The sequence below is a fragment of the Streptomyces sp. NPDC091281 genome, from assembly GCF_044757425.1.
GTDB lineage: Bacteria > Actinomycetota > Actinomycetes > Streptomycetales > Streptomycetaceae > Streptomyces.
On sequence record NZ_JBIVUY010000012.1, the window covers coordinates 207,655 to 229,581 of the forward strand.

Consider the following 21,927-nt stretch of genomic DNA (forward strand, 5'->3'; position numbering starts at 1 on the left):
ACCTAAAGGTATGGACCACTTCCGTCAAGGGGTGAAGTAAGAGGTGAGTTAAGGGAGTCGGGGGCTCCGCGGGGCTGACAGGGGGGCGGCGCGGGGGCTGACCTCGCCCGCCCCCCCGCCGCCGGTTCCCTCCGGCCCGCCGCCGTTCCGCTCCGGCGCGCCGCCGCTCTACTTCAGCGCCGCCAACGCCTCCGTCAGCCGGTCCACGTCCTCGAACGACGTGTACGGCGCCACCCCGAGCCGCACCCCGCCCGCGTCCCCGAGCCCGAGGTGCCGGGACGCCTCCAGCGCGTAGAACGATCCGGCGGGCGCGGCCACCCCGTGCTCCGCGAGCCGCTCCGACACCTCGACCGGGCTCCGGTCCGCCACCGTGAACAGCAGCGTCGGCGTGCGCCGCGCGGCCCGCGAGTGCACCGTCACGCCGGGCGTCCCGGCGAGAGCACTCTCCAGCCGCTCCCGCAGCACCCGCTCGTGCCGCTCGACCAGCGCGAACGCCGACCGCAGCCGGGCCCGCCGCCCGCCCTCGCCCTCCGGCGCGAACCCGGCGAGGAAGTCCACCGCCGCCGTCACCCCGGCCAGCAGCTCGTACGGCAGCGTGCCCAGCTCGAACCGCTCCGGCACCGTGTCCGCCGACGGCAGCAGCTTGTCGGGACGCAGCGACTCCAGCAGCTCCGCCCGGCCGGTGAGCACCCCCAGGTGCGGGCCGAGGAACTTGTACGGCGAGCAGACCAGCGTGTCGGCGCCCAGCGCGGCCAGGTCCACCGAGGAGTGCGCGGTGTGGTGCACCGCGTCCACGTGCAGCAACGCGCCCGCCCGGTGCGCCAGTTCGCCGACGGCGGGCACGTCGGGGCGGGTGCCGATCAGGTTGGAGGCCGCCGTCAGCGCGACCAGCCGCGTCCGGCCCGACAGCAGCTCCCCGATCCGCTCCGGCGGCAACTCGCCGGTCGCCGGGTCGAAGTCCGCCCACCGCACCGTCGCCCCCACCGCCCCCGCCGCCTGCACCCACGGCCGGATGTTGGCGTCGTGGTCCAGCCGGCTGACGACCACCTCGTCGCCCGGCCCCCACGCCCGGGCCAGGGTGCGCGCCAGGTCGTACGTCAGCTGGGTCGCGCTGCGGCCGAAGACGACCGTCCCCGGCGCGGTGCCCAGCAGGTCGCCCATCGCCCCCCGGGCCGCCGCCACGATCGCGTCCGCGTTGCGCTCGCCCTCCGTGAGCCGCCCCCGGTTGGCGAGCGGCCGGGCAAGCACCTCGGCGACGGCGTCGATCACCGGCCGGGGCGTCTGGGTGCCGCCCGGCGCGTCGAAGCGGGCCTCACCGGACGACAGCGCCGGGACCTGGGCGCGGATCGCGCCGACATCGAGACTCATGCGAACTCCTGCGGGGGAAGGGGCGCGTGGGCCCGCCGTACCGGGGACACGAGCATGATCCCAGCCGGGGCGCCGCCGGTCACGGCTGGTTCCGGCGGACGGTACGCGCGGGGCGGGCGGCGGTGGCCCCGGCAGATCCGGGCGGGCGGGGCGAGGTGCGGCCCGGTGCCGCGGGGGCGGGTCTGCCTCGCAGGGGGCGCTTCGGGAACCGGCAGGTGTGCGGAAGGAGAGCGGGGGCACCCGGAGGGTGGGTGATGTGAAGCGGGGCGGTGCGCCTGGGGAGGTCGGCACCGCCCCGTCCCCGTGTCCGGCCCCCGGCGAGGGGGCCTTCGTTCGCTCGCGTGACCTGGTCCGTGGCGCGCACGGGTGACTTCCGTGACCGCCCGCCCACCGTGATCGTTCTCCCGGCGCCGGACCCCGCCCGCCGCCCCGGGGGCACGGACCGGCACCCCGTACGAGACCGGCCCATCCCGACCGGCCCTCGCACGCCCCGTACGTGACCCGTACACCCCGTACGCCGCCCGTACACCTCCGTACGTCACCCGTACATCCCTCAGGTCAGCGCGCCCCCGCCGGGCGCTCGTTCCGCTCGCCCGCGCGAGGAGAGGAGCCCCAGTTGGGGACCGGCTGGATCTCGGTCGGCCTGGGAGCCGCCGCCGCACTGTGGCCGCTCCCGGGCCACGCCGACGTGTGCGCGGGCGTCGCCGCGGGCGCGGACCTCGCCGCCGCGCGCCTCGTCGTCTGCGCGCCCGACGCGCCGCCCGTGGAGGACCCCGCGCCCTGCCCACCGCCCACCGCCTCCGGGCCCCGCGCGCCGTCCGCGCGTCCCGCGCCCGCCGAGCCGCCCCGGCGGGAGCGGGCCGCGCAGCCACCTCCGCCGGACCCCACGCCGTCGCCCGCCGCGGCGGCGCCGACCCCCCGTACGCCCCCGGCCCGCCCGGCCGTGACGCCCGCCCCGCCTGCCGCCGCGGCGCCCTCCGCGCGACCCGCGCGCCTGCGGGCCGCCGCCGCGGTCCCGGTGCCCGCCGCCTTCCGGTGGGTGCCGCGCTCCCACTACACGGGTGGCCCGAGCCGCCCGCTCCCCACCGGCATGTCCACCATGACGACCACCGTCGTCATCACCACCCCGGCCGTCCTGGCCGCCGCCGCACTGCGCCCCGGAGGCCGCCGCCGCAGACGCGGCTGACGCCACCCCGCCCCCACCTTCCTGCTCCTCTCGCTCTTCCCCCGCTTCCCCTCGCTTCCCTTTTCGTCTCTTGGAGTCCCGCCGTGCCGGAATGGCTGATCTACACCCTGGCCGCCACCCTCGTCTGCGCCTTCGTCGTCGTCGCGACCGTGATGCGGCACCGCCGCGTCGCCGCCGACGAGGACACCTCGCAGACCCCGGACGTGCTGGAGTACATGGTGATGATGGTGGGCGTCGTCTACGCCATCGTCCTCGGTCTCGCGATCGCCGGGGTCTGGGAGGCGCGCGGCGCCGCCGAGGACACCGTCCAGCGGGAGGCCCAGGCGCTCTACGAGATCGACCAGCGCCTCGACGTGTACCCGGCCGCCTTCCGCACCCAGGTCCAGGGACACATCGCGGAGTACGCCCGGCACGCGGTCACCACCGAGTGGACGGCCATGAAGAACGGCGAGGAGCCCGACGCCACCGGCGCCGAGCTGCTGAAGCGCATCCGCACCGACCTCGCCCACCGCACGCCCGCCGACGAACTCCAGGCCCAGGCCTACCAGCCCCTCCTCGACCAGGTCGCCGCCGCCGACGACGCCCGCCACCAGCGCCTGGACAGCGCGGGCACCACCCTGCCCGGCGTCGTCTGGTTCGGCCTGATCGCGGGCGGCGCCGTCACCCTCGGACTGCTCTACGCCCTCCAGATCCGCCGCTCGGTCCGCGAACTCATGCTCGCCACCGCCTTCAGCGCCCTCGTCGTCTTCCTGCTGTTCCTGGTCTGGAGCTTCGACGCCCCCTTCGGCCACTCCGGCACCGACACGGCCCAGCCGCTGTACGACCTTTACACGGCCGCGACCTGACGCGCCCCTGGCCGCGGCCGTCCCCCCGTCCCTCCCCGTCCGCGCGACCGGCCGCCTCCCGTCCCGGCGCTCCCGAGCCGCCCGGTCTCCCGGAAGGGGCCATGAAGTCGCGGTTTGCGAGCAGACGCCAGGAAGAGGCCGCGCGGTCACGGGCGTACCCGCCCCCCCGCGCGCTGCGGAGATGGCAGTCTTGAGGTGTGCCGTCGCCCGCCTCCCCCCTCGGAAGGGGCACGGCGGCCGCTACGGGCAGGGCGAAAAGGGGATGAGAACGTGCTGGAACTCGTCGAGCGAAACGGGGGCGTCGTCACCGCCTCCCTCCCGGTGGACGTCGACTTCCACACCGGCCCCGCCATCCGCAGCGCGGGGGAGGCGCTGCTCACCGACGACTGCCGGGTCCTGATCCTGGACGCCTCGTCGGTGGAGTGCCTGGACTCCAGCGGCATCACCGTCATCCTCGGCTTCTGGCGGCGGCTGGAGGCCACCGGCGGCACCCTGATCCTCGCCACCCCGGACGAACACGTGCAGGCCAGGCTCGTCATGCTCGGCCTGGACACGGTCCTGTCGGTCACGGACTCCGTCACCGAGGCCCGCGTCATGGCCCACCGCGCCGCCCGCGCGGACACCCCCGGCGCCCGCCTCCACGCCCTCCCGGGCACCGCCGACACGGAGGCCGAGGCCGGCTAGCGCCCGCCCCACCCCGCCCTCCCCGCACCGCCCCGGCCCCGTCACCCGTTCGGCGCGACCGTGCGCCGTCCGGCGGTCATCATGAAGGGGCCGCCGTGCGCCGGGCCGGTCCGGCACCCCGGAGGGAGGGCGCCGATGACGACCCGCCGCCCCCTCAGGAACGCCCTCGTCGCCGTGGCCCTCGCCGTCGCCTCCGTGTCGGCCGCCCCCGCCGCCCCCGCGGCCGACGCGCCCCGGCCGGACGGCGACCCGCGGCCCGGCCGCCGGGGCGCCCCGCACGACGTCGTCACGTGGGCGGCGGGCGCCGAGCGGCTGGGGGAGGGCGTCGCCGGACGGGCATACCGGCTCGTGGTGCGCGTCAGCGTGGGCGGCACGGACCTGCGGGTCCGCCTCACCAACGCCGAGGGCGACCGGCCGGTCACCTTCGACAGCGTGAGGGCCGGAATCCGCGCCGAAGGTGCCGCACTGGTGCCCGGCAGCAACCGGCGTGTCACCTTCGGCGGGGCGGGCACGGTGACACTGCCCGCCGGGGCCACCGTATTCAGCGATCCGCTGCCCGGCCGCGTCCCCGGCGGACGCGACCTGGCCGTCAGCCTGCACAGCCCCGACGCCGCGGGCCCGGTCACCGGCCACGGCACGGCCCTCCAGACCTCGTACGTCACCGACGGCGACCGCACCGCCGAGGAGAGCGCCGCCCACTGGCCCACCACGGTCCGCTCCTGGTCCTACCTGGACGCCGTGACCGTGCGCGCCCCCGCCCCGACCGGCGCTGTCGTGACCCTCGGCGACTCGATCACCGACGGCCACGCGTCCACCGCCGACCGCAACCGGCGCTGGCCCGACCGGCTCGCCGCGCGGCTGCGCGCCTCCTCCGCGACCACCGTCGAGGGCGTCGCCAACGAGGGGATCTCCGGCAACCGCGTCCTCACCGACGGCTCCGCACCGAGCGCCCTGCACCGGCTGGACCGCGACGCGCTGTCCCTCCCCGGCGTCCGCACCGTCCTCCTCGTCGAGGGGGTCAACGACCTCAAGGCCGCACCGGGCGCCACCGCCGACGCCCTGCTCGCGGGCTACCGGGCGGTCGTCGCCCGCGCCCACGCGGCCGGGGTGTGCGTCGTCGGCGCCACCGTCGCGCCGTTCAAGGGGTGGCCGGAGTGGGACCGCGCCGCCGAGGCGGTCCGGCAGGAGGTCAACGCCGTCGTCCGCGAGGGCGGCGTGTTCGACGCCGTCACCGACGCCGACCGCGTGCTCCGCAGCCCCCACGACCCCGAGCGGCTGTCGCCGTTCCTCGACGGCGGCGACCACCTGCACCCCGACGACGACGGCATGCGGGCCCTCGCCGACGCCGTCGACCTCACCGCCCTGGAGTGCGCCGGGGGCCCGCCGGACGACGCCGGGCGCCGACCGCCGCTCAGTCGCCCACCCAGCGCACCGTGGTGAGGGAGGCCAGCCCGGACACGGTCAGCACGGGCCGCAGCAGCGGCCCCGCGACCAGGGCCACCCGCTCGGCGCGGGCGAACAGCACGCTCAGCCCCGCGCTGTCCAGGTACTCCACCGCGGTCAGGTCCACCACCAGCCGTCCGGCGGGGGCGTCGAGCGCCGCCGCGAAGGCGCCGCTGTTGCTCATGTCGATCTCACCCGCGACGGCGAGCAGGGTGCCGCCGCCGGGGGCGGGGCCGGTGGTGACGGTGAGTTCCGTGGTCATGGTGTGATCCTCTTGGTCATCTCGACGGTCGTTCCGGTCGCGTCGGCCGTGACGGTGACGTCCCGCATCAGCGAACGCATCAGCAGCAATCCGCGCCCGCGCAGGGCGTGCGGTTCGGCCCGTGGCGCCCGCCAGCTGCCGCTGTCGGCGACGCTCAGGCGCAGTTCGTCGAACGAGGAGTCGGCGCGCAGCCGGACCGTCCCGCCGGGCGCGTCCCGGTGCCCGTGCTCGATCGCGTTGGCACAGGCCTCACCGGCCCCGATCAGCATGTCCTGAAGGTCACGGGTGGACAGGTCGCACCGCTCCAGCCAGCCGCGCAGCGCCCTGCGGACCGGCGCCAGCTGGGACGACTCGGCGGGGAAGGAGATCTCCAGCGGCGCCGGGTGACGGTACAGCAGCAGCGCCACGTCGTCCTCGTAGCCCGTCCCCGGGGCCAGGCGGCGCATCAGGTGCTCGGCGAGCTGCGTCACGGGCACCGTGCGGCCCTCGCGCAGCGCCTCCTCCGCCTGCCGGATGCTGACGTCCAGCGGCTGGCGGCGCCGCTCCACGAGGCCGTCGGTGAACAGCAGCAGCGTGGAGCGTCCGGGCAGCACGTACGAAGCCTCGGGGCGCGGCCGCCCCGGCCGGACCGCCAGCGGCAGCGACCGGCCCCCCTCCAGCAGGACGGTGCGGTCCTGCGCGTCGGGCGGCGGGGCGACGATGCCGGGCGGATGCCCGGCGCTGGAGTACGTCATCCGGCCCGTCGCCGGGTCCAGCACCCCGCAGAAGACGGTGGTGCACAGGGCACCCGGCACGCCCGCCGCGAAATGGTCCAGCGCCGTCAGGGTCTGCGCGGGGCTGCCGTTCTGCAGCAGCAGGGCCCGGCAGGCGCTGCGCAGCTGGCCCATGACGCTGGCCGCCTCCAGCCCGTGCCCGACGCAGTCGCCGACCACGATCCCGATCCGCCCGTCGGCCAGCGGCACCGTGTCGTACCAGTCGCCGCCCACCTCCAGCGGCCGGGCCGCCGGTTCGTAGCGCACCGCGAAGCCGTCCGGCAGGTGCGCCGGGCCCAGGATCGCCCGCTGGAGCGCCACCGCCGTCTCGCGCTGCCGGTCGATCTGGTGCGCCCGCACCAGGCCCTGGGCGAGCCGCCCGGCGAGCAGCGACAGCAGCAGGTGGTCCTCGGCGGTGAACCGGCGCTCGTGGTCCCGCTCCACGCGCACCACCAGCGACCCGCGCGGATGCTCCAGCACGACGTCCATCGCCGTCGGCCCGGAGACCGGGGTGAGCGGCGGCCGGTCGCGCAGGTCGGCGAGGGCCTCCCGCTCGGCACCGCTCAGCTGCGCCCAGGCGGGCGGGGAGCCCGTCGCGGTCACGGCCGGCTCGGCGCGGTCCTCGAAGAGCACCGCCAGCACCCGCCGCGCCGACCACAGCCCCCGGAGTTCGTCGAGCGCCCCGGTGAGCGCGTCGGCGGAGTCCGCCGCCTCCGACAGGACCACGCCGAGCGCCGCGAGCGCCGCCTCCCGGCGGGCCGCGTGGTGCTCGGCGGTGACGTCCCGGAAGGTGCCCACGGCGACCCGACGGCCCGTCTCGGGATCGCGCACCTGGTTGAAGGCGACGCTGATCCACACGCGGTGTCCGTCGCGGTGGTCCACGGGCACGGTGTGGCGGCCCCGGCCCCGGCGGGTGAGGCCCTCGAAGACGTCGGCGGCGCGCCGGTGCGCTTCGGGGTCGGCCGCCGCGTCCGGCCACCACGGGTGGCGGGGCGGATAGGGCAGGCCATCGGCGCCGTAGCCCAGGATGTCGGCGAACGCCGCGTTGGTCTCGATGACCGAGCCGTCCTCGGCGCACACGAAGAACGCCTCCTGGAGGGAGTCGATCAGCGCGTCGCGCCAGCGGACGTGGTGGGTGCGCAGCCGGGCCAGCTCCACGTTGGCCCGGACCCGCGCCAGCAGTTCGGCCGACGCGAACGGCTTCACGAGATAGTCGTCGGCGCCCGCCCGCAGCCCCTCGACGGACGCCTCCTCGCCCGCCCGCGCGGACAGCAGCAGGACCGGCACGGACGCGGTGCGCGGATCGGCCCGCAACGCCGCCACCAGCGACAGCCCGTCCAGGTGCGGCATCATCACGTCGCTCACCACCAGGTCGGGCGCGCGGGTCCGCGCCGAGCCGAGGGCGGCCCGCCCGTCGGCGACCGCGTCCACCGCGTACCCGGCGCCCCGCAGGATGCGGGTCAGGTACTCGCGCAGGTCCGCGTTGTCGTCGGCGACCAGCACCCGGACCGCCGACCCCGGCGCGGCCTCGTGCGGGCGGGCCGCTGCCTCCGGCGCGGGAGCGGTGGCCGCGCCCGGTCCGGGCAGCCAGCGCAGCGCCTCCTGGACGTACGGCGCCGTGCCGTCCGCGACCTCGGCGGGGGCCGCGTCCGTGACCCGCGCGTCGGCGGGCAGGTGTCCGGTGCCCCGGGGCAGCCGGACGGTGAACCGGGTGCCCGCGTCCTCCTCGCTCGCGGCGTCGATGGTCCCGCCGTGCAGCAGGACCAGTTCCTTCACCAGGGCCAGGCCGATGCCGCTGCCCTCGTGGGAGCGGGAGCGGGTGTTCTCGATGCGGTGGAACCGCTCGAACAGCCGGGGCATCTCCGCGGCGGGCACCCCGACCCCGGTGTCCTCCACCGTGACGACGGCGTGCGCCTCCCCGGCGCGCACCGTGAGCCGGATCGTGCCCTCGAAGGTGAACTTCAGCGCGTTGCTGAGCAGGTTGAGGACGACCTTCTCCCACATGCCCCGGTCGACGTGCACCGGCTCGTCCAGGGGCGGGCAGTCGACCTCCAGCGTCAGCCCGGCGCGCTCGACCGCGGACCGGAACACCCCGGCGAGTTCGGCGGTGACCGCGCTCAGATCGACCGGCTCGAACCGGGCCCGCGTCCGCCCGGCCTCGATCCGGGCGAAGTCCAGCAGCGAGTTGACCAGCTTGCCGAGGCGCAGCGCGTTGCGGTGGATGACGTCCAGTTCCTCGCGGGCGACCGGGTCCGCGCCCGCCGGACCGGCCCGCAGCTCCTCCACCGGCCCCATGATCAGCGCCAGCGGGGTGCGCAGCTCGTGGCTCACGTTGGAGAAGAACGCCGTCTTCGCGCGGTCCAGTTCGGTCAGTTCCGCGGTCCGCCGCTCCTGCGCCGCGTGACTGCGGGCCCCCGCGAGACCGGACGCGAGATGCCCGGCGACCAGGGCGACGAAGCCCCGGTAGCTCTCGTCGGGCGGCCGGTGCGGGTTCAGCCCCGCCACCAGGAAGCCGTACGGGGCCCCGCCGCGCGGCACCAGCGGCACCACCAGCGCCCGGGTGGGCGGCGCGGACCGCTCGCCGCGGGGCAGCGCGGCGAACGTGGGTCCGTCGAGGGCGACCAGGACCGGCTCCCCGCCGTCCGTGCCGTCCCCCTCGGCCGCCCCGGGCGGCCACGGCAGGCGCGGGGGCCCCGAGGCGGACGGCGCCGCCGGGAGGACGGCGGGCGCGGCGGGGTGCCCCGCGGGGAGACCGGTGGCGCCCGCGAGCCGGGCGGTTCCGTCGCCGTCGTAGAGGTAGGTGAGGGTGAACGGCAGGTCGTACGGGTTGCGGCCGAGGTGCGCCCCGACGCCGTCCAGCACCTCCCGCTCGGTGCGCACCCCGCCCGAGCCGGAGCCCAGGTCGCGCAGCGTCGTCATCCGGCGCCCGCCGACGACCCGTTCCGTCTCCTCGCTGACCACGCACAGCATCCCGACCACCGCTCCGGCGTCGTCGCGCAGCGGGCTGTAGGAGAACGTGTGGTAGGTCTCCTCGGGGTAGCCGGAGCGTTCCAGGAACAGCGGCAGCGCCTCGTCCCAGGTGGCCCGGCCGGTGGTCAGCACCGACGCGATCCGGTCCTCGACGTCGTGCCAGACCTCCGCCCACACCTCCCGCGCGGGGCGGCCCAGCGCCCACGGGTACTTCCGGCCGAGGGTGTCGCGGCGGTAGGCGGCGTTGCAGAAGAACGTCAGCTCCGGCCCCCACGCCATCCACATGGCGAACCGGGACGACAGCAGGATGCCGACCGCCGTGCGCAGGCTCTGCGGCCACTCCTCGGGCGGCCCCAGCGGGGTGGCCCGCCAGTCCACCCGCGCCAGGTCGCCGCCGACCTCGTCCCCGCTGGCCAGCAGCGGGGACGGCCCCGGCGGCACGGACCGGCGCCCGCCCTCCCCGGGGGCGCGGTCGGCCTCGGGGGGCTGGGCGTCCTCGGACGGCGCCATGGTGTCCCTCGCTTCTCCGGATGCTCTGCTCGGTACCCTCTCCTGCTGCCCGCTTTTCCGTACAGGCGGGCATCCCGGACGCCGACGGATTTCGCTCGCACGCCCGTTCGGGGACCGCTACCGCTGTCCGAACCGGGTACCCGCCAACGGAGGACCCCGGAAGAACGGTGCGGCCGACCGGGGCGGTACGTGCTTGCGGTGAGCGGGGCAAGTGCGAGACGGTTGTCAAAGGTCAACTGTTTCGCCCCGCAGCAGCTGTGCGGATTCCCCCCACAGACGTCCATCAGGAAAGGGGGTGGGGTGCGCGCCGTGCGTCCCCCCGCCTGTGACTTTTTTGCCCGGCCCCCCGGCCCGACCCCGCGACGGTGCCGACAGCGTCCGCGCCGCCTGGAGTAGTGCTCCCTACCCGGTCCTCGTCGTGGACCGCGGTGGCGGAGTCGTCGACATCAACGACGCCGCGCGCGTCCTGCTCCCCACCGCCGCCGACGGCGAACGGCTCGACCGGACCGCCCCCGGCTGGCTCGTCGACGCCCACCGCCGCCTCAGCCGCGACGGCGCCGACCCGCGGGCCGCGCGGCCCGCGTCCGGCGCCATCGCCGACCGCACCTTCGAGGCCCACCCCACCTCCGGCGCCGGGGACGAGGGCGACATCGTGTGGTGGCTGGTCGAGGACACCGACCTGCGCCTCACCGAGCAGGCCCTGCACAGCCAGCGGCAGCGCGCCGCCGTGCTCGCCGACATCTCCGGCGCGCTGCTGTCGTCCCTGAACGTCGAGCGCTGCATGGAGGTGACCGCCCGGATGGCCGCCGAGCACATCGGGGACGCCGCAGTCATCGTCGCCCCCGCCCAGGGACGCCGCTACCCGATGACCTACGCCCAGAACGGCGGCCCGGTCACCCAGGCGACCGCCCTCATCGACCCCGCCGACGTGCCCGGTCTCGCCGAGGCCCTCCAGGGCTTCCCGCCGGTCCCCGCGCGCTGGATCAGCCCGGACGACATCCCGGACTGGGCGATCCCGCCCGGGTTCACCGGCCCCATCGGCTCGGTGATCATCACCTCGCTGCCCGGCCACGGCGTCCCCGCGGGCGCCCTGATCCTGCTGCGCTCCAGCAGCCACCGGGCCTTCACCGAGGGCGAGGAGCTCTTCGCCCGGCTGTTCGCCGCCCGCGCGGGCGCCGCGCTCTCCGCCGCCCGCCTCTACGCCGAACAGACCTCCATCACCGCCGTCCTGATGCAGGAACTGCTGCCGCCGTCCCTGCGCAACGTCCACGGCGTCGGCTACGCGGGCCGCTACCGCGCGGCGGGCGACCACGAGCGCGTCGGCGGTGACTTCTACGACGTGCACCCCGGCGCCGACCCCTCCCAGGAGTCCCTCGTCGTCCTCGGCGACGTCGCGGGCAAGGGCCTGGAGGCCGCCGTCCTCACCGGCAAGATCCGCAGCGTCCTCCAGGCGCTGCTGCCCCTCGCGGGCGACCACCAGCAGGTCCTCACCCTCCTCAACGACGCCCTGCTCACCTCCCACCACACCCGCTTCGCCACCCTCGTCCTGGTCTCCGCCCGCCGCCGCGCCGGGCAGGTCCACCTGCGGATCACCAGCGCCGGACACATGCCGCCGCTGATCGTCCGCCGCGACGGCCAGGTCGAGGAGGCCGACACCGGCGGCCAGCTGATCGGCGCCATGCCCCAGGTCACGGCCCGCACCGCCCGGGTCGTCCTCGCGCCGGGGGAGACCTGCCTGCTCTACACCGACGGCATCACCGAGGCCCGCGGCGGCCCCCTCGGCGACCAGCTGTACGGCGAACCCCGGCTGCGGCACATGCTCGGCGAGTGCGCCCGGATGCCCGCCGAGGCCGTCGTCGAACGCGTCCAGATGCTCGCCGCGAACTGGCTGGCCGGTGCCCGCCACGACGACATCGCCACCCTCGCCATCACCAACCCGACGAGCAGCCGCGGCACCCTTCACCTGGTCGACGACCACACCCCCGCCCCGGCCGCCGTCCCGCCCACCGCCACCGCCCCGGTGCCCCGGCAGGGCGGTCCGGCCGACCGGGAACGCACGGACCGGGAACGCGCCGACGGGGACCGGCCCGACCAGGAACCCGCCCACCAGGAACCCGCCCACCAGGAACCCGCCCACCGGGAACGCGCCGACCGGGAAGGGGACCGCGCGTGACCGCAGCACCACCGGCGGACCGCGAACTCGCCGAGCTGTGCGACCGGCTCTGGACGGCCGCCGTCGACGGCGACGAGACGGCCGCCGTCGACCTCGTCACCCGGGCGGCGGTCGACGGCTGGTCGATCGAGTCCCTTCTGCTGGACGTCGTCGCCGCCGTGCAGGGCCGCCTCGGCACCGAGTGGGCCGCCGACCGCATCACCGTCGCCGACGAGCACGTCGCCACCGCCGTCAACGACCGGGTCGTCTCCGCCCTCGCCGCCCGCGTCCCGCCGCCCGAGGACACCGCCCGCCGCGTCACGGTCGCCTGCGTCGACAACGAGTGGCACGCCCTGCCCGCCCGTCTCGTCGCCGAACTCCTCGCCACCCGCGGCTGGCGCGTCGACTTCCTCGGCGCCCAGGTCCCCACCGCCCGCCTCGTCGCGCACCTGCACGCCACCGCTCCCGAGGCGGTCCTGCTGTCGGCGTCGATCCCCACCCACCTGCCCACCGCGCACGCCGCGCTGACGGCCTGCCAGTCGATCGGGGTGAGCGTCCTCGTCGGCGGCGCCGCCTTCGGCCCCGACGGCCGTCACGCCCGCGCGCTGCACGCCGACGCCTGGGCCGCCGACGCCCGCGAGGCCGCCGTCCTGCTGGAGAAGGGCATTCACCTGCGGGCCGGCTCCACCCCCCGCCACCAGGTCGACGACCTGCCCCACCTCGCCGACCAGGAGTACACGCTCATCACCCGCGGCCGCCCCACCCTGGTCCGCCGGGTCCTGCACGAACTCTGCGAGCGCCACCCGCCCGCCCGCTCCTACACCCCCGCCCAACTCGACCGCACCGCCGAGGACATCGTCCACATCGTCGACTTCCTCGCCACCGCGCTCTACGTCGACGACCCCGGGCTCTTCCACGACTTCACCGCCTGGACCGCGCACATCCTCGCCTCCCGCGGCGTGCCCCCGGCCTCCCTCCGCCTCGGCCTCACCCTGCTCGGCGGGCACCTCCACGACTTCCCCCGCGCCCACCGCATCCTGAGGGAGGCCATCGCCACCCTCGACCAGTCACCCCCGACCCCCGTACCCGCCCCCGCCCCCGGCCCAGGAACGTCCGCATGACCCTGCACCCCTCCTTCCACCTCACCACCAGCGCCGTCAGCACCGGCGCCCTCACGGTGGCCGTCACCGGCGAACTCGACTTCGACACCGGTGACACCTTCCTGGCCGTGCTCACCAGCACGCTGGACGCGCACGCGCGGGAGCACGGAGGGACGCTGCGGAACCTCCACCTGGACTGCGCCGCGCTCGACGTCATCGACTCACTGGGCCTGTCGATGCTGCTCATGCTGCGCCGCCGCACCTTCGCGGCCGGGGTCACCCTGCACCTCGACAACCGGCCCGTGTGCCTGGCCCGCATGCTGGAGGTCACCGGCACCGCCGCCTACCTCACCGAGGACCGCAACGCCGCCCCGTCCCGCCCCGGCGAGCACGCCGACGAGTCGGGCAGCGCCCCCGCCAACTGAGCCCCGCCGGGTCGGCGTCCGTCAGATCCGTCAGGGCGTGCCGGCCGGGGGACGGAAGCAGGCGGTCACCGTCTTGCCGTGCGGACAGGGCCGGGTCTCCCAGCTGTCGGCGAGCGCGTCGACCAGCATCATCCCCCGGCCGCCCAGCCGGTCCGGGCTCGCCGGACGGGGCGCCGGCAGCTCCGCCGAGGAGTCGTGCACCGCGATGTGCAGACAGTCGCTGTCCCAGGTCAGCACCAACGAGGCGGTGCTGTGCGCGTGCCGGTGGGCGTTGGTGACCAGCTCCGACACCGTCAGCAGCACGTCGTCCACCGTCTCCGGCGCGGTGTCGGTCCAGCCGAGCGTCTCCAGATGCCGCCGGGCCCAGTCCCGGCCCTCCTTCACCGTGCTCGTCAACGGCAGGGTGCGCGCCCACCCCATGGCCCGCATCGCTGAACCCTTCACCGTGATCCCTCCCTGGCCTCGAAGCCGTCGACCTGACGGGTACCCCCGGCGGGCGCGGTGACGCCGCCCGTGTGACACCCACGGCACGCCCCGACCGCATCGGGTGATTTGTCTGATTGGCTGCCTGCTCGGCGGCCCGGTCCGGCCGTCCCGCCGTACGACCGCCCCCACCACCCGGCGGCCGTCGGGCCCTGGCCGGTCCCGCCGTACCGCGGACCGCCCGTACGAACGTATGGCCGTATGAGAGGACGTCAGATGGCGCGAGCGTGCCCCACCAGCCCCGCGGACGACCACCCCCTCGCCGCGCAGGACACCGCACTGCGGTCCGCCGCCCGGGTACTGGGCCGCCGCGGGTTCCTCACCGCCGCCGCGGCGGCCGGGACGCTCGCCTTCACCGTCAACACCCCGGCCCGCGGCGCCGTGGCCGCCCCCGAACTCGACCCGGCCCGCGTTGCCGGCGACCCCTTCACCCTGGGCGTGGCCTCCGGCGACCCGCTGCCCGACTCGGTCGTGCTGTGGACCCGCCTCGCCCCGGAGCCCTTCGCCCCGGACGGCGGACTCGGCGCCCGGCGCGTCGCCGTGCAGTGGGAACTCGCCCTCGACGAGTACTTCGCGGTCGTCGTCCAGCGCGGCTCCGTCCTCGCCCAGCCCGAGTACGGCCACAGCGTCCACATCGACGTACGCGGCCTGCTCCCCGGCACGCCCTACCACTACCGGTTCCGCACCGGCCCCTGGATCAGCCCGGCCGGCCGCACCCGCACGGCGCCCGCGCCCGGCACGCCCGTCGCGGCGCTGCGGGTCGCGGCGGTCTCCTGCCAGGCCTACCAGGACGGCTACTACACGGCCTACCGCCACCTCGCCCAGGACGACGTCGACCTCGTCCTGCACCTCGGGGACTACCTCTACGAGCACGCCGTGGACCCGGCCGGGGGCGAACGCCGCCTCACCGGCACCCGCCTGCCCGACGTCCTCAACCGGGAGACCGTCACCCTCGCCGACTACCGGATGCGCTACGCCCTCTACAAGAGCGACCCCGACCTGAGCGCCGCGCACGCCGCGCACCCCTTCGTCGTCACCTGGGACGACCACGAGACCGACAACAACTACGCCGGGGCCGTCGACGAGCACGGCGGCCCGCCCGAGGCGTTCCTCGCCCGGCGCGCCGCCGCCTACCGCGCGTACTGGGAGAACCAGCCGCTGCGCGCCACCCAGCTGCCCCGCGGCTCCGCCATGCGGCTCTACCGCCGCCTGCGCTGGGGCACCCTCGCCCAGTTCGACGTCCTCGACACCCGCCAGTACCGCTCCGACCAGGCCTACGGCGACCGCCCGCACCCCGTCGGCCCCGAGGTGGAGGACCCGGCGCGCACCCTCACCGGGGCCGAGCAGGAGCGCTGGCTGATCGACGGCTGGCGCGCCTCGGACGCCGTGTGGAACGTGACGCCCCAGCAGGTCTGCTTCTCCCAGCGCCGGTTCGACCTCGGCGCCGAGCCCAACGTGTCCATGGACGCCTGGGACGGCTACCGCGCCTCCCGCGACCGCGTCGTCGCCGGGGCCCGCGCGGCCGGGATCGAGAACTGGATGGTTCTCACCGGCGACGTGCACGTGGCGTACGCCTTCGACATCAAGGACGACTTCGACGACCCGCGCTCGCGCACCGTCGGCACCGAACTCACCTGCACCTCCGTCAGCAGCGGCCGGGACGGCGCCGAACGGCCCGCGAACCGCGACACCCTCCTGCGGGCCAACCCCCACCTCAAGCACTACGACGGCCGCCGCGGCTATCTGCGGGTCGCCCTCGGCCGCGACAGCGCGCGCGCCGACTTCCAGACCGTCGCCGCCGTCACCACCCCCGGCGCCCCGCTCACCACGGCCGCCTCCTTCACCGTCGAGGCGGGCACCCCGGGCCTCACCCGCGCCTGACCCCCCGCCACGCGGGAGCCGGCGCACGGGGGCCGGTGTACTGCACTTGGCGGTCCCGCCGTCCCCCGGAGCGCGAAAGACCCCGCCGTCCGGCATCCCCGCGGCCGGGCCGGGCAAGGCCTCGCGGCATCCCCACCCGAGCGAAGTACCGCCCCACCCCACCCCAGCCAGTCAAGCCCAGCCAAGGAGAACGCCGTATGGTCGGCCCACCCGCCGCCGGTACCCGCCGTGCCGCTCTGACCGCCGTCACCGCCCTCGTCCTCGCCGCCGCCCCCGCGGCGGCCGCCGACGCCACCGGCACGCCGGACGTGCCGCGTCCGGTGGCCCGTGCCGTCGGCGCCGACCGGCCGTCCCCGCTGCTGCTGCGGGCCCTCGCCCGCGACCTGGGCCTGACGCCCCGCCAGGCCGAGGAGCGGCTCGCCAACGAGGCCGAGGCGGGCACCCGCGCCGGGCGCCTCCAGCACACCCTCGGCAGCCGTTTCGCGGGTGCCTGGGTGAGCGGCGCCACCGCCGCCGACCTCACGGTCGCCACCACCGACGCGGCCGACACCGCCGCCATCACCGCCGAGGGAGCCCGCGCCGCCGTGGTCCGCACCTCGCTCTCCGCGCTCACCGGCCGCAAGGCCGACCTGGACGCGGCGGCGGGCCGCACCCGCTCCCTGGACACCCCGGTCCGCTACGTCGACGTCCGCACCAACCGGGTCGTCGTCCAGGCCACCAGCCGCACCGCCGCCACCGCTCTCCTCAAGGAGGCGGGTGTCGCGGCCGACGGGGTGCGCGTCCGGCTCTCCGCCGACCGCCCGCACCCCCTGAAGGACGTGGTCGGCGGCGACGCCTACTACATCGACGGCACCGCCCGCTGCTCGGTCGGCTTCTCCGTCACCAAGGACCAGCAGCAGGGGTTCGCGACGGCCGGGCACTGCGGCAGCGCGGGCGACCCGACCACGGGCTACGACGAGAGCGACCAGGGCACCTTCCAGGCCTCCGTCTTCCCCGGCAAGGACATGGCCTGGGTCGGGGTGAACGCCGACTGGACCGCGACCCCCGACGTCAAGGGCGAGGGCGGCGTACGCGTCCAGGTGACCGGCTCGGTCCAGGCCATGGTCGGCGCCTCGGTGTGCCGCTCGGGCTCCACCACGGGCTGGCACTGCGGCACCGTCCAGCAGCTCGGCGTCGGCGTCACCTACGAGGAGGGAACGGTAGGCGGCCTCACCCGGACCACGGTGTGCGCCGAACCCGGCGACTCCGGCGGCCCGTACGTCAGCGGCACCCAGGCGCAGGGCGTCACGTCCGGCGGCTCCGGCGACTGCACACGCGGCGGCACGACCTTCTTCCAGCCGGTCAACCCGCTGCTCGCCGAGTTCGGCCTCACCCTGAGGACCGCGGCCCAGACCGGCACCGCCGCACCCCCGCCCGCCACCACCACCGACACCTGGGCGGCGGGCCGCGTCTACGACGTCGGCGACACGGTCTCCTACGGCGGCAGCTCCTACGTCTGCCTCCAGAACCACCAGGCGCTCACCTCCGGCGCCCCGCAGGCCGCCCCGGCCCTGTGGCAGCGCGCCTGACGGACCCGGCAGCGGGACACCACCGCGTGTTCCCCCGGTGAGGCCCGTGAGGCCGGTGAGACCGGTGCCCCGCCCCCGTGGCGGGGCACCGGCCCGTCGTACGTCCGGCGTCCGGGGTCCGGCGTCCGGCGTCCGGCCGGGGTTCGTTCAGGTGTCCGCGAGGAGGGCGTACGCGGTCGCCACGAACGTGTCGCGGAGGCGGAACCGGCGGGTGCACAGCGCCGCCAGGGCCGTGCCCGTGCCGGGCGCGAACCCGAGGAACGCCTGCTGTCCCATCGTCGCCCCGCTGTGGAAGTACATCGGCCCGCGCGGGGTGGGGTGCCGGAACCAGCTCACCGTGTGTTCGTGCCGGTGCCCGATCCCGCGGCGCAGCACGGGGGTGAGCACCGCCCGCAGGCTCGCCGCCGGCAGCCCTTCCGAGGACCCCTCCGACAGCTCTCCCGACGGCCCTTCCGGCGGGGCGAGATGTGCCTCCAGGAAGGTCAGCAGGTCGTGCGGCGTCGCCCGGATCGCCCCGGCCGCCGCGAACCCGCCGGGATCGAAGGCGGGGACCGGCGTCCGCCCGTCCCGGCCGTGCCCGACGGCGTCGAGGCCCGGACCCAGCGGCCACAGCCCGGTCCCGCCTAGGGCCAGCGGACGCAGGACGCGCTCGGTGACGAGATCCTCCCAGGCGGTGCCGGTCACCGCCGCGAGGGCGTGCCCGAGGACCGCCACCCCGTAGTTGGAGTACCCCCAGCGCGATCCCGGCCGGTGGCGCGGCCCGTGCCGGAGGAAGGCGTCCACCACGCGGGCGGCCGGGTAGCGGGCGTAGGGGTTGGTGCGCCAGGCCGGGAGGGCGCGGGGCAGGAACCCGGCGGGCAGCGCGGGCAGCCCCGAGGTGTGGGTGAGGAGATGCGCCAGGGTCACGGGCGTGGGGCCCGGATCGCGGCCCGGCCGCAGACAGCTCACGGCGGCCTCGCCACCGGTCAGTCGCCCGTCGCGCACCAGGTCGGCGAGGAGCAGCCCCGTGAACGCCTTGGTGGCGGAGCCGAGTTCGTAGCGCAGTCCGTCGCGCGGGTCCGGCGGCGGGGGAGCGGTGCCGCCCGTCCGCACGGTGCGCGTCCCGTGGTGGGACACGGCGAACACGACGTCCGGGGCGTCGACCGCGGCGACCGCGGCGGCCAGGCGGGCGGGCCAGTCCGGCGCGTCGGCGGCGCGCGGGAGGTCGGGGGCGGGGGGCTCCCCGGCGACGCCGGGCCACGGGGTGTCGGCGGCGGGCGCGGTCACGCGTCGGCTCCCACGAGGGCGGTCAGGGAGCGGGACGTGGCCAGCGCCGACGCGAACGCGGCGACCAGCGTGGGGTGGTACACCTGGTCGAACACCTCGTCCGGGCCGCCCGACGGCATGTCGCGCAGCGCGGGCATCGCGCCCTGGGGCTGCTGGGCCGCCGCGAAGCCCGCCCAGGCCCGCTCGTCCAGCGTGGGGCGCGGCAGACAGGCGTCGACCACGAGGAGTTCGCCGAGCAGGTCCCAGCGGCGCAGGTCCAGCCAGTCGTCCAGCCACACCGGCAGCCACTGCGCGAGGTACCCGGCGAGGCGCGGCGGGAGCCCGTCCGGGCGGGCACCCCAGTCGGTGAGGTGGAAGACGGTGTGCGTCACGTCGTAGGCGATGTGGCCCTCGACCGTCCACGGTTCCGGGGTGCGGGCGAGCCAGGTCGCCTCCAGCGCGTCCGCCTCGGACAGGGCCGGGGTCAGTCCGTAGCGGCGCTGGAACGCGCTCAGGCCCAGACGGCGGGTCGGCGCGGCCTCGAACGCCGACCAGGTGGTGGTGCGGTGGGCGAGCGCGACGGCCGCCTCCACCTCCGGTCTGCGGTAGCCGAGTTCACGGAACGGCACGTACACCTCGAACGGGATGGTCGACACCGGCTCGGTCCGCTGCGCGCGCACCAGCATGGCGCCGCCGTCCAGGGTCTCCCGCCAGACGTGGTCGAGGAGTTGCCGGGCGAGCTTGGCCTGCCGCGCCCCGGCGACGCCCTCGCGGAACAACACCCCGCAGATCACCGCGAGTTCGCCGACCGGCTTGAAGCGGTCGAGGAAACCCACCTCGGGGTCCGCGTCGGGCACCAGCCGGAACCCGTCGCGCCACGCCCACAGCCACTCCAGGGCCCGGACACCGACGGTGTGGATCAGCCGTGTGTCGGTCATCCCAGGACTCCTAGCACGTTGTTCGGGGGGTGCGCTCGGTGCGCGGACCGCGCGTCGTGCGCGGGCCGCGGGTCCCGGCCGGGCCGGGCGAGGGTGAGGGCCGCCGCGAACACGGCCAGCAGGGAGGAGTGGTAGCAGTGCGCGAAGCCCGGTACGGGCCCGCCCGCGCGGGGCCGGTCCTCGGGGAGCGCGCCGTCGGGGAGCTGCGCGGCCCGCACCCGCTCCCACGCCTGCGCGTAGGGGGCCGCCTCCGCGCCGGGCAACAGGCCCGCCACGGCGAGGAGTTCGACGCTGAGGTCCCACATGCCCGCCTCCAGGCAGGTGTCCAGCCACGGGGGCAGCCAGTCGGTGAGGTAGGCGGCCAGCCCGGCGGGCACGCAACCGGCGCCCTCGCCGTTCCCGGTGGCCCGGCCCCAGTCGGTGAGGTGGAACACCACATGCGTCATCGCGTAGCCGGAGGCCCGTTCGAACGTCCACGGCTCGGGCAGGCCGCCCAGCCACGTCCGCCGCAGCGCGCGGTTGCCCGCCTCGGTGTGCCGGACGCCGGTGTGGCGCTGGGCGGCGAGCACGCCGAGGCGCCGGGTGGGGTCCTGCTCGGTGAGCTGCCAGCCGCGGCAGCGGGCGAGCGCGGCCACCGCCCGTTCGTAGCCGGGGTGCCGCAGGCCCGCCGACGCGAACGCCGCGTACACCTCCAACGGGTAGGTGGAGAAGGGTTCCTGACGCTGCATCCGTACGAACAGGGCACCCTCGTCGGTCTCCCGCCAGGCGAACGCGAGCAGGTCGCGCGCCCAGGCGTGCAGGGGGTCGGCGGGCGCGGTGCGGCGGGTCACCGTCGCGCAGACCTGGGCCAGTTCGCCCAGCGGCTTCCAGGTGGCGTCGACCCGCCCGTCGGGCGCGAGCGCGTCCGCGCCGAGCCGGAACGCGTCCCGGTGCGCGCGCAGCCACCCGGCGGCGTCCAGCGCGACCCGCCGGGCGGCCCGGTCCGCGTGGACGGCGGGGCCGACGCGGTCGCCACGGTCGGCGGGGGCCGCGGAGTCGCCGCGGTCGGTGCCGTTCGCGCGGTCCGCACGGGCCGTGCGAGCCGTGCGGTCGTGGTGGCGCGTACGGTCGTCGCGGTGGCCCGTCACACGAGTGCTCCCGTCCGCAGGGCGCGTGCCGCCTCCAGGGAGAGTGCGACGCGCTGATCGGCGCCGCCCATCAACTCCACGAAGTCCACGCCGGTTTCGAGGCCGAGGGTGCTCGGCACCCCGTCCAGCAGGGTCAGCCAGCGCGCCGCGCCCGCGGCCTGCTGCCAGTCCCGGCGCCGGACCGCCCGCACGAATCCGCGGGCCAGGTCGGCGGGGCGCGCCCGCGCCGCGCGCGCCACGGCGCAGTCCGCGTCCGGCAGGGCGAGCGCGCTCAGCACCGCCAGCCGGTGGGTCAGGGTCTGCCAGGTCGCCTCGGTGAGCCACACCGCCTCGTGCTCCGGCGGCGGTACGTCGGCCGGTCCGGACGCGTCCGGGGTGAAGCGGCGCACCGCGCGGACCGAGGCCCAGTGGCTCCACCGGATCGCGGGCGGCGCGTCGGCGCGCGGGGGGTAGAGGTCGATCGCCCGGCTCAGCAGGGCGACGGCGGTCGCGTCGGGGCGGGTGCCCCGCAGGACGTCCGCGACGAGCAGGTCCGCGCCGAGGACGCGTGCGGCGGCGACGCGCAGTCCCGCCGCGTGGTCAGGGGTGTCGGGGGTGTCGGGTCCGTCGCCCGCGACCGGGGAGTGGCCCCCGCCCCGAAGGGCGGAGACCACACCGGAAGCGAGGTCCTGCACCGTGCCGGCCAGCAGGGCCGGAGTGCCTGACTGCTCCATTGATCACTCCTGGGAGTTCCGCTGTTGCCGTCGGCCTAGCCCTTCTTGGGCCGCGGGGTCGGCGGGGACAGGAGCAGGGCGCCGCCGCCGATGGCGAGGGCGAGTGCCGCGCACTCCCTGCTGTCGCGGAACACTCCGTCCGCCTCGGCGGGGTCGAGCGCCGCGTCGAGGTCGACGTCCTTGATGCCGGTCAGTTCGTCGGTCAGGTGTTCGGCGGAAGCCATACCACCATCTCCCTCGTGTTCTTGGTTGTCGAGCTTCCTCCACCATGGTGA

18 protein-coding genes are annotated in these 21,927 nt (G+C 76.3%); 9 read left to right on the forward strand and 9 right to left on the reverse strand.

Features of this window, described 5'->3' with window-relative positions:
• Positions 1-168 precede the first annotated feature (168 nt).
• Positions 169-1,368 carry a cysteine desulfurase-like protein gene (locus tag ACIQPQ_RS28355; protein WP_401309070.1) on the reverse strand — a complete coding sequence of 400 codons (1,200 nt, stop codon included), beginning with the start codon at positions 1,366-1,368 and terminating at the stop codon, positions 169-171.
• A 616-nt stretch (positions 1,369-1,984) separates the two neighbouring features.
• Between ACIQPQ_RS28355 and ACIQPQ_RS28360 the strand changes: the two genes are divergently transcribed.
• The 4 genes from ACIQPQ_RS28360 to ACIQPQ_RS28375 all read left to right on the forward strand — a co-directional run bounded on the left by ACIQPQ_RS28360 (position 1,985) and on the right by ACIQPQ_RS28375 (position 5,523).
• Complete coding sequence (locus ACIQPQ_RS28360; protein WP_401309072.1) at positions 1,985-2,554, forward strand: hypothetical protein; 570 nt, start codon at positions 1,985-1,987, stop codon at positions 2,552-2,554.
• Positions 2,555-2,637: 83 nt separating this feature from the next.
• Positions 2,638-3,399 (forward strand): hypothetical protein, encoded by a 762-nt coding sequence (locus tag ACIQPQ_RS28365; RefSeq protein ID WP_401309074.1) that lies wholly within the window; start codon positions 2,638-2,640, stop codon positions 3,397-3,399.
• Positions 3,400-3,669: 270 nt separating this feature from the next.
• Positions 3,670-4,083, forward strand: a complete 414-nt coding sequence (locus ACIQPQ_RS28370) for an STAS domain-containing protein (RefSeq protein WP_401309077.1) — start codon at positions 3,670-3,672, stop codon at positions 4,081-4,083.
• A 135-nt stretch (positions 4,084-4,218) separates the two neighbouring features.
• Positions 4,219-5,523, forward strand: coding sequence for an SGNH/GDSL hydrolase family protein (locus tag ACIQPQ_RS28375; RefSeq protein ID WP_401309080.1), 1,305 nt, complete (start codon positions 4,219-4,221; stop codon positions 5,521-5,523).
• On the opposite strand, the gene ACIQPQ_RS28380 is transcribed toward ACIQPQ_RS28375, so the two are convergent.
• Positions 5,495-5,788 (reverse strand): STAS domain-containing protein, encoded by a 294-nt coding sequence (locus ACIQPQ_RS28380; protein WP_383779122.1) that lies wholly within the window; start codon positions 5,786-5,788, stop codon positions 5,495-5,497. The genes ACIQPQ_RS28375 and ACIQPQ_RS28380 overlap by 29 nt on opposite strands.
• Positions 5,785-10,020, reverse strand: coding sequence for a SpoIIE family protein phosphatase (locus ACIQPQ_RS28385; RefSeq protein ID WP_401309083.1), 4,236 nt, complete (start codon positions 10,018-10,020; stop codon positions 5,785-5,787). The genes ACIQPQ_RS28380 and ACIQPQ_RS28385 overlap by 4 nt, the downstream gene beginning before the upstream one ends.
• 325 nt (positions 10,021-10,345) lie before the next feature.
• On the opposite strand from ACIQPQ_RS28385, the gene ACIQPQ_RS28390 reads away from it, so the two are divergent.
• From ACIQPQ_RS28390 to ACIQPQ_RS28400, 3 genes are read left to right on the forward strand one after another with little or no spacing between them, the layout of a single operon-like run.
• Entirely contained in the window at positions 10,346-12,193 is a 1,848-nt protein-coding gene (locus ACIQPQ_RS28390; protein ID WP_401309086.1) for a SpoIIE family protein phosphatase, read from the forward strand.
• The gene (locus tag ACIQPQ_RS28395) at positions 12,190-13,293 is read left to right on the forward strand and encodes a B12-binding domain-containing protein (protein WP_401309089.1); all 1,104 of its coding nucleotides are present in this window, start codon (positions 12,190-12,192) and stop codon (positions 13,291-13,293) included. The genes ACIQPQ_RS28390 and ACIQPQ_RS28395 overlap by 4 nt, the downstream gene beginning before the upstream one ends.
• Complete coding sequence (locus ACIQPQ_RS28400; protein WP_401309092.1) at positions 13,290-13,697, forward strand: STAS domain-containing protein; 408 nt, start codon at positions 13,290-13,292, stop codon at positions 13,695-13,697. The genes ACIQPQ_RS28395 and ACIQPQ_RS28400 overlap by 4 nt, the downstream gene beginning before the upstream one ends.
• Before the next feature lie 30 nt (positions 13,698-13,727).
• Here the strand turns inward: ACIQPQ_RS28400 and ACIQPQ_RS28405 are convergent, their stop codons facing one another.
• Entirely contained in the window at positions 13,728-14,117 is a 390-nt protein-coding gene (locus tag ACIQPQ_RS28405; protein WP_401309318.1) for an ATP-binding protein, read from the reverse strand.
• 279 nt (positions 14,118-14,396) lie between these two features.
• Here ACIQPQ_RS28405 and ACIQPQ_RS28410 point away from each other — a divergent pair, with 279 nt between their 5' ends.
• Both ACIQPQ_RS28410 and ACIQPQ_RS28415 read left to right on the forward strand, forming a co-directional pair.
• Positions 14,397-16,061: an alkaline phosphatase D family protein gene (locus ACIQPQ_RS28410; RefSeq protein ID WP_401309094.1), complete on the forward strand. Its 1,665-nt coding sequence runs from the start codon at positions 14,397-14,399 to the stop codon at positions 16,059-16,061.
• A gap of 197 nt (positions 16,062-16,258) precedes the next feature.
• Complete coding sequence (locus ACIQPQ_RS28415; RefSeq protein ID WP_401309096.1) at positions 16,259-17,629, forward strand: trypsin-like serine protease; 1,371 nt, start codon at positions 16,259-16,261, stop codon at positions 17,627-17,629.
• 147 nt (positions 17,630-17,776) lie between these two features.
• On the opposite strand, the gene ACIQPQ_RS28420 is transcribed toward ACIQPQ_RS28415, so the two are convergent.
• From ACIQPQ_RS28420 to ACIQPQ_RS28440, 5 genes are all read right to left on the reverse strand, one after another.
• Complete coding sequence (locus ACIQPQ_RS28420; protein WP_401309098.1) at positions 17,777-18,895, reverse strand: serine hydrolase domain-containing protein; 1,119 nt, start codon at positions 18,893-18,895, stop codon at positions 17,777-17,779.
• Positions 18,892-19,812 carry a DUF6895 family protein gene (locus ACIQPQ_RS28425; RefSeq protein ID WP_401309101.1) on the reverse strand — a complete coding sequence of 307 codons (921 nt, stop codon included), beginning with the start codon at positions 19,810-19,812 and terminating at the stop codon, positions 18,892-18,894. Before ACIQPQ_RS28425 ends, ACIQPQ_RS28420 begins: the two co-directional genes overlap by 4 nt.
• Positions 19,809-20,771: a DUF6895 family protein gene (locus ACIQPQ_RS28430; RefSeq protein ID WP_401309320.1), complete on the reverse strand. Its 963-nt coding sequence runs from the start codon at positions 20,769-20,771 to the stop codon at positions 19,809-19,811. The genes ACIQPQ_RS28425 and ACIQPQ_RS28430 overlap by 4 nt, the downstream gene beginning before the upstream one ends.
• Before the next feature lie 164 nt (positions 20,772-20,935).
• Complete coding sequence (locus ACIQPQ_RS28435) at positions 20,936-21,652, reverse strand: hypothetical protein (RefSeq protein ID WP_401309103.1); 717 nt, start codon at positions 21,650-21,652, stop codon at positions 20,936-20,938.
• A gap of 35 nt (positions 21,653-21,687) precedes the next feature.
• Positions 21,688-21,876, reverse strand: coding sequence for a hypothetical protein (locus ACIQPQ_RS28440; RefSeq protein WP_383779101.1), 189 nt, complete (start codon positions 21,874-21,876; stop codon positions 21,688-21,690).
• Positions 21,877-21,927: the final 51 nt, after the last annotated feature.